General features: G+C 38.8%; 9 protein-coding genes and 1 pseudogene. 1 reads left to right on the plus strand and 9 read right to left on the minus strand.

From position 1 onward, the window contains the following. Positions 1-74 precede the first annotated feature (74 nt). Genes hisIE through KM149_RS01800 form a run of 9 tightly spaced genes read right to left on the minus strand, consistent with a single transcriptional unit; the run spans position 75 to position 6,992 of the window. Entirely contained in the window at positions 75-704 is a 630-nt protein-coding gene (gene hisIE, locus KM149_RS01760) for a bifunctional phosphoribosyl-AMP cyclohydrolase/phosphoribosyl-ATP diphosphatase HisIE (RefSeq protein WP_182281272.1), read from the minus strand. Continuing rightward, a complete protein-coding gene (gene hisF / locus KM149_RS01765) occupies positions 695-1,459 on the minus strand; it encodes an imidazole glycerol phosphate synthase subunit HisF (protein ID WP_214971089.1) in 765 nt (254 codons plus the stop codon). The genes hisIE and hisF overlap by 10 nt, the downstream gene beginning before the upstream one ends. Next, the gene (gene hisA, locus KM149_RS01770; RefSeq protein WP_214971085.1) at positions 1,456-2,160 is read right to left on the minus strand and encodes a 1-(5-phosphoribosyl)-5-((5-phosphoribosylamino)methylideneamino)imidazole-4-carboxamide isomerase; all 705 of its coding nucleotides are present in this window, start codon (positions 2,158-2,160) and stop codon (positions 1,456-1,458) included. The genes hisF and hisA overlap by 4 nt, the downstream gene beginning before the upstream one ends. Further along, positions 2,153-2,728: an imidazole glycerol phosphate synthase subunit HisH gene (hisH, locus tag KM149_RS01775; protein WP_165546283.1), complete on the minus strand. Its 576-nt coding sequence runs from the start codon at positions 2,726-2,728 to the stop codon at positions 2,153-2,155. Before hisH ends, hisA begins: the two co-directional genes overlap by 8 nt. Beyond that, positions 2,728-3,306, minus strand: coding sequence for an imidazoleglycerol-phosphate dehydratase HisB (hisB, locus tag KM149_RS01780; RefSeq protein ID WP_182364652.1), 579 nt, complete (start codon positions 3,304-3,306; stop codon positions 2,728-2,730). The genes hisH and hisB overlap by 1 nt, the downstream gene beginning before the upstream one ends. After that, a complete protein-coding gene (locus tag KM149_RS01785; protein WP_182281270.1) occupies positions 3,303-4,304 on the minus strand; it encodes a pyridoxal phosphate-dependent aminotransferase in 1,002 nt (333 codons plus the stop codon). The genes hisB and KM149_RS01785 overlap by 4 nt, the downstream gene beginning before the upstream one ends. Then, a complete protein-coding gene (gene hisD / locus KM149_RS01790; RefSeq protein ID WP_425353676.1) occupies positions 4,301-5,557 on the minus strand; it encodes a histidinol dehydrogenase in 1,257 nt (418 codons plus the stop codon). The genes KM149_RS01785 and hisD overlap by 4 nt, the downstream gene beginning before the upstream one ends. Continuing rightward, entirely contained in the window at positions 5,550-6,164 is a 615-nt protein-coding gene (gene hisG, locus KM149_RS01795; RefSeq protein ID WP_214971080.1) for an ATP phosphoribosyltransferase, read from the minus strand. Before hisG ends, hisD begins: the two co-directional genes overlap by 8 nt. Before the next feature lie 18 nt (positions 6,165-6,182). After that, complete coding sequence (locus tag KM149_RS01800; RefSeq protein ID WP_214971159.1) at positions 6,183-6,992, minus strand: ATP phosphoribosyltransferase regulatory subunit; 810 nt, start codon at positions 6,990-6,992, stop codon at positions 6,183-6,185. A gap of 311 nt (positions 6,993-7,303) precedes the next feature. Here KM149_RS01800 and KM149_RS01805 point away from each other — a divergent pair. Continuing rightward, positions 7,304-7,399, plus strand: a pseudogene (locus tag KM149_RS01805) (deoxyribose-phosphate aldolase); the annotation flags it as partial.

The following is a 7,399-nucleotide window of genomic DNA, read 5'->3' on the forward strand; positions in this document are numbered from 1 at the left end:
GTGATACAAGGAGAGGGTTGTTTTTATGTTTGAAATCATAATGATTATTTTTATGGCGCATCATATCAAAGGACTTACCATTTTTCAATCTTTTGACGTTCACCTTTAAAATTATTTTGAATACGATGTCTTTTCTCTAACTCGTGTTCTATTGTATTGAAATTGATGTTTTGTGATTCGAGTAAAACAAAGAGATGATAGAGTAAATCAGCACTTTCAGAAATGACTTCAGAAGCATTTTGTTTCATAGCAGCAATCACGACTTCGAAAGCTTCTTCACCCAACTTTTTACTGATTTTTTCAATGCCTTCATTGAAAAGGTATTGCGTATAAGAGTTGGAATCATCTGCTTTCAACCGTTGGCGAATAGTACTTTCAAGTTGTTGAAGTTGAAAAGTCGGAGTCGTATTGAAACAGCTTTGTGAACCTGTATGACAAGTCGGTCCCATTGGTTCCACAAACAGCAATAACGTATCTTGATCGCAATCTAAATACATGTCTTTGACTCGTTGTATGTTGCCCGATGACTCTCCTTTTTTCCAAAGTCGTTGCTTTGAGCGAGAGTAAAACCATGCGACTTGTTCTTGCACTGTTCTATGGAAAGCTTCTTCGTTCATATAGCCCAACATGAGCACTTGTTGCGTCTTGCTATCTTGCAAAATGACTGGAATTAAGCCTTTTGAAAAATCGGGTTTTAAGACCATCTTACGGGGACACCTCCTTGATTCAGTTCACGTTTGATTGCTGCAACGGTTGTTTCTTTATCGTGTAAAATGCTTGCCGCTAATCCAGCAGACACAGGAGTTTGTGTGAATAATTCTTTGAAGTGTTGTGCATCACCACCGCCACCTGAAGCGATAATCGGGATATTGACTAATTTAGAAATTTGATTCAGGTGCGCAATATCAAAGCCTTGTTTCGTTCCATCATGTGCCATACTTGTGACGAGAAGCTCTCCAGCACCTAAAGCCTCTACTTTCCGTACCCAATCGTAGACGCGAATAGGCGTTTGCCGTTTACCTCCATGGGTACAACAATAATAATCATTCGTATTTTGATTGTATAAGCTATCGATCGCGATACATATGCATTGTTTTCCAAATTTTTGACTTGCTTGCTGTATGAGATCGGGATTATTGAGTGCTGCTGAATTGAGAGACACTTTATCTGCACCATGTCTTAAAAGTTGGGATATCTCTTCCAAAGATGAAATGCCGCCACCCACTGTTAATGGAATAAAAAGCTGGGAGGCAGTTTGTTGGATGATATCAAGTGTCAGTGCGTGTCCTTGTTCCGTTTTTGAGATATCTAAAAAGACAAGCTCATCGGCTCCAGCTTGATTATAGTATAGCGCAAGATCAACTGGGTGACCGATGTCTCTGAGTCCTTTAAACTGTATCCCTTTGACAACACGGCCATCTTTAACATCTAGACAAGGAATAATTCTTTTTTTAATCATGTTAAACCCTCCCAAAATGAGGCTTGATTCGCTGCTTTACCGACGATTGCTGCTGAAACACCGAGCTTATCTAACTGCTGTATGTCTGCTTGATGTCGAATGCCACCAGAAGCTATAATCGGTAATTTACTATTCTTAGCGAGTTGAGCTGTTGTATCAAAATTAGGACCACTCATTTTTCCATCCTTCGTGATGTCAGTATAGATGATGCCATTTAAAGGAAGATGTTGGATTTGGGAGACATAATCAAAGACGTTGAGGACAGTTTCTTCCGTCCAACCATTAATTTGAATCGCACTTTGCTTGGCATCGACAGATACCAATATTTTCCCGGGAAATAAATGGCTTATTTCAGCCAGCCAGGACTGATCTATTATGGCTTGAGTACCGACAATGCAGTAATCTGCTCCGGATGATAAATAGGCTTGAATCGTCTCTTTGTTACGGATACCGCCGCCCACTTCAATCGTCTTTTGACTCATTTGAACTAACTGTTGAATAGCGTCCATCTCGACAGAGCGTTGTGATTTGGCACCTATTAAATCGATGATGTGAATACGATCAACGCTATCGAACTGGTTGTAAAATTCGATACTCTTCTCAGCACTGCGCATCATAACTTCAGTTGTTTGATAGTTTCCCTCTGTGAGGCGTACACTTTTACCTTCTATTAAATCAATCGCCGGCCAAAGTTTAATCATGTTGCCATCCTCCTTTTAACGCTTGGTCTAAAATCTGTAAACCGTAATCACCACTTTTTTCTGGATGAAATTGAATACCAATACAATCATCTTGTTGAACGATGCCTGGAATAGACGTGCCATAGTCACTATAGGCGATAACTGCAGGTGACATTGGCGCTTGATAAGTATGAACATAATAGACATCTTTGTTTAACGCGGGTATTTCACTTTTTAACTGATTCCAACCAAGATGTGGAACCGTATAAGGGGTCTGAATTTCTTGAATTTTCCCTTTGATTAAATCAAGACCCGACACATAACCTTCATCGCTATAAGAGTACAGAAGTTGCATACCTAGACAAATACCGATAATGGGTTGTTGGTGCTGTCTTAATACATCGTATAGACCGTATTGATGAATGGCTCGCATTGCGTCTTTGAAATGGCCTACACCTGGCAGAATCAAGACGTCTGCATGTTCTATCATTTCTGGTTCGCGCGTTACGATAGAGGGATAGCCAAGATGGTTCACTGCGCGTTGCACATTAAAAATATTGCCAAGTCCATAATCTATGATTGCAATCATCATTCAATCACACCTTTAGATGAAGGAATACGTCGGTCTTCTGAATCACGCAGCGCTTGTTTTAAAGCATGTGCAAATGCTTTGAAAATCGCTTCAATTTCGTGGTGCGTATTTCCTTGATGAAGTAAGTCGATGTGAACCGTTAAATGGGCATTGATTACTAAAGCTCTAAAAAATTCTTTGACGAGTTCTGTATCAAACTGGCCCACTTTTTCCTTGCTGAAGTGCGCATGAAAGTTGAGGTAAGGGCGGCCACTTATATCGACAACAGCACGTGCTAATGTTTCGTCCATCGGAATATATTGGGTACCATAACGGGTGTAATGAACTTTATCTTTAATCAACTGTCGTAACAGTTGTCCAAGAACGATACCGATATCTTCGGTCGTATGATGATCATCGACCCATGTATCACCTTCAACGTCAATTTGTAACGCTAAGTCACTATGAAAGCTCCATAATGAGAGCATGTGGTCTAAAAATCCGACACCAGTATGAATTTGACTCTCTTTTTCGGATACGCTGAGTTTAATGTCAATTTTGGTTTCTGTCGTTTCACGGCGAATTTGATATGTCATTGTTGTTCACTCCATTCTTTCACGACTTTTTCAAATTGATTTAAATGTGGCTGATCAATGATGGAATAACGTATGCATTCAGCTAACATTTTTTCATCTTTTGAATGATAAAAGCGTGGTAGAAAGCCACGTGCTTTAACGTAATGTCCAAGTGATAAGGCTTGAGGCCCTGATGTTAAAACAAAATTAGTATCACTTGGAAAGACATGCATATGGGGACTAGCATATTTCATCAAGATTTCTTTTAAGCGCTGACTCAATTGACGTTGGTGTTGGATGAACACTTTTGTTTGTTCCATATGTTCAAATAGATAAATGCCGATAGATAGAGTAAATGCACTTAAAGGATAAGGGTGTTCAATTTGGCGTACAGTTGAAATGGTTTTTTCTGTACTGATTAAGACACCGAGTCGTAACCCCGCCATGGCAAAAGCTTTGGAAAGTGTACGCATGATTAGGATATGATCTTCTAATTCGATTTGTAACGGTATTGAAAAGTCAACATAGGCCTCATCAACGATTAAATAGCCTCCTATCACTTTCATTTGATTTGCGATAGTGATTAATTCATTTTCAGTAAAACGGTGCCCCGTTGGATTGTGTGGATTACTGAGAATGAAAAAACGAGGTTGTACTTCATCGATGCGATCAAGTATCGTTTCAAGTGAAAATGTTAAATCGGGTGATGCATCAACAAAATGAATTTGACGCTTCACTTGCCGTGCATAATCTTGATACATAAAAAAATCGGGATTGAGCGTTAAACAGGGACCTTCTGGCATAATAAGCATCAATTTTTGTATTAATTCGTCAGAACCATTTCCACAGCATAGTTGTTGACTACTGAATTGCTGGCCATAATAATTCGCATAAGCTTGGCGAAAGCGGTCATAATCAGTATCTGGATATAAATGATAGTCACAATTTTTGATAAGATTCATCAATGTTTCATCATTAAGTGGCTTTATCGGGCTTTCATTCTTATTCATGCGAATCATTGTGTATCACCTCTATTTCGAATCTCTAGTGATTTTTTATGATTGATTAATTGTTCGTCACCCGCTATTCGAGCAGCATCAGAATAGGTGCGTTGGTACGTTGATGCGCTCAGATGAATGACCGTATGTTTAGTTAAAAAATCGTTCACAGACAGACCATGTTGAAAGCGTGCTGTTCGTTGTGTAGGCAGCACATGACTCGGCCCAGCGATATAATCTCCAATGGCTTCTGGTGCATAGCGCCCTATAAACAAGCTACCTACATAATGGATGAAAGGGATGTATCGTTCTGGATGCGCAGTTTGAACTGAAGCATGTTCAGGTGCAATGGCATTCATAACTTTACAATTATCATTAAAATCTAAAGTGTGAATTAAATAGTGATGATGTTTTAAACTTTCTGCTAATATTTTTGAGCGCTGTGCATTTTTAAGTTCAGCTTGGATACGTTGTTCAAGCGTCTTAAGGACGGATTTATCGTTTGAAAGGACATAAGTTCTTGCCATTTCATCATGCTCAGCTTGGGCGAAAACATCATAGACAATGGCCTCTATATCGCTATGGTTATCTATAATGAGTGCAATCTCACTCGGACCTGCAATTTGATCGATACCTACTTCTCCGTACAAATATTTTTTCGCATACGCCACATATTGATTGCCTGGCCCAACGATTTTATCTACTTTAGGGATAGTTTCTGTGCCATAGGCTAATGCGGCGATACTTTGGGCGCCACCGACTTGATACACGTGATCGACACCGGCAATTGCACAAGCAGCAAGAACGCTTTGGGCAATACCATTGGTTTGGGGTGGTGTGACAACAATGATATTTTTAACATTTGCCACTTTCGCGAGTGTCGCGGTCATTAAGACAGTAGATGGATAACTTGCTTTACCCCCAGGCACATATATCCCTACACTTTCAATAGGATGATAGACTTCGTAGAGTTCTTGTGTTGAACTTTGTTGCTGATATTTAATTTGTCTCTGATAATGTTCGATTCTTTGATGACTATGCTGGAGTGCTGCTTTTAATTCAGGCTCCAAATTTGTAAAAGCTTGTTTCAGCTCTGAACTAGGTATTTCTAGTGATTGTACTTGTACGTAATCAAATTGCTTGTTGTAGTCGAATAATGCACGGTCACCTTCATTTTTGACACGTTCACAGATGGCGGCCACTTGTTCGTGAAGGTGTTGGTTAAACTGTGCTTCAGATTGTAATTGCTGTAAAAATGCTGTGCTGTTAATCATCAATGAGTGACACCCCTAACATTTGAATAAATGCATCAATTTCTGATGCGGCAGTGAAAAAACTTTGACGGTTCGTAATTAATTGCGCTTGTATACTGGAAATCTGCTCCTTTTCGACAAGACCATTAGAGCGAAGTGTGCTTCCGGTTTGTACGATATCAACGATGCCATCAACCATGCCAATGACACAAGCTAACTCGATAGAGCCCGAAAGTTCGATTAACTCAATGTCACGACCTGTGGATTTAAAATAATCGCGGGCTGTTTTCGGATAAGAAGTTGCGATTTTGTGATATGCTTCTGTCGATTCAAAAGCGGCCACAGAAAAATGACATTGTCCAAAAGGAAGGGCGATAAGTTGATTAACGTCATATTTCTGCTCGTTTAAAATATCACTTCCTGTAATACCGATATCTGCAATCCCTTGTTCTACATATATAGGAACGTCATTTCCTTTAACGAAAAGAAAACGAAAATTTTCAGTTTTGATTTGAAGTTGTCGGGATCGCGACTGAAGCTGTGAAGACAATTCAACCTGCTCCTGTTGTTCTAAGTAGGCAATCAAACTTTTTAGCAAACGTCCTTTTGCTAATGCAATGGTTAACACAATAGTCACTCCTTCTCGTTATAATGTGAGTCCTAAACCAAATCCTTCTAAAGTATCTTTGTAATAACCGCCTGTTAAAGTCAGATTGCTTTTTTTCAGATGTGCATGAATAAAGGCACCTTTATAATACGACCGCGGAGGTTGGGGTGTCATATCGAGATGGATAGGGGTGATACCTAACGATTTGAAATAGGTATCCCAACGATTCAAACTCCGCAAAATATAGTGGTCGCTCGGGAATAAGGTGTTCAGTAAACTGAGTTGTTGATGTGTCGGTGTTAACAACAATTGAACAACTGGATGACTGAGCCCTAAAGCGGATTTCAATTCAGAAATGTTACGTTGTGCAATCCATGTCAATAGTTGTGCGTCGTGTTGCACATCGCTTAATAATAAATCCGTTAATTGGTAATGACCGATTACGACATATTGAATTTGATCTTCTAAGCATTGTTCAATGTACAACTTGAATGTTTCAAATGTATCGTGAATCTCTTGAATACTCGGTTGATAATATTCTAGGCCAAGTTGTATACAGGCATGCTGATTTCGGACAATTGAACCAGCATATGCAACTGCGCGATGTTGTATAGGATAGTCTTGGTAATAGCGCACTAGTTGATCAGTAAAATCATTGCGCAAAGCATAAAGCTGTGAGCCAGATTGCCAAACACTTCTTTCAGACATTTGTTTAAGATCGTCAGAAGAGAGTGTTTCCCAAACTAATGTTTCGATAAAAGGTGTATCTATGAGCTCGAAGTTACGAGATTCCGCAATCTTTAAAAACCGAAGCTCTTTTTCTTTGTCTAAAATTAAAGGATGCATTATCATATCGCCTCGCTTTCGTTCTCTACCGAGTTAAAGTATTTTTGAGAGAATATGAGTATGTTAGCATATGAATATTCAGATTTCAACAAAAAATTCTGAAAAATAAAAAATGAATGGTCTTATAGGCTTTAATAGTGGGTAATTAGAAAATAAAAAAACTTGAAAAAAATACAACTGAAATGTACACGAGAATGGTGTGCATTGCTAAATGCTTAGCAATTTTATCTGATATAAAACAATCGTATTTTGAGCGACCAAATTGTATAATTAAGTAAGATATTAAAAATATATACGATGAGGGAGCATGCTATATGAAATTTGAAAAATATATCGATCATACGTTGTTAAAACCAGAATCAACACGTCAACAAATTGATCAAATCATTGAAGAGGCCAAAACGTATCAC

Source organism: Staphylococcus coagulans (assembly GCF_022557135.1).
Taxonomy (GTDB): Bacteria; Bacillota; Bacilli; order Staphylococcales; family Staphylococcaceae; genus Staphylococcus; species Staphylococcus coagulans.

Bases quoted from the DNA above. Each gene is read 5' to 3' on its own strand.
- hisF (WP_214971089.1), bottom strand. From the start codon at position 1,459: ATGATTAAAAAAAGAATTATTCCTTGTCTAGATGTTAAAGATGGCCGT.
- hisA (WP_214971085.1), bottom strand. From the start codon at position 2,160: ATGATTAAACTTTGGCCGGCGATTGATTTAATAGAAGGTAAAAGTGTA.
- hisB (WP_182364652.1), bottom strand. From the start codon at position 3,306: ATGACATATCAAATTCGCCGTGAAACGACAGAAACCAAAATTGACATT.
- hisH (WP_165546283.1), bottom strand. From the start codon at position 2,728: ATGATTGCAATCATAGATTATGGACTTGGCAATATTTTTAATGTGCAA.
- hisIE (WP_182281272.1), bottom strand. From the start codon at position 704: ATGGTCTTAAAACCCGATTTTTCAAAAGGCTTAATTCCAGTCATTTTG.
- hisD (WP_425353676.1), bottom strand. From the start codon at position 5,557: ATGATTAACAGCACAGCATTTTTACAGCAATTACAATCTGAAGCACAG.
- KM149_RS01785 (WP_182281270.1), bottom strand. From the start codon at position 4,304: ATGATTCGCATGAATAAGAATGAAAGCCCGATAAAGCCACTTAATGAT.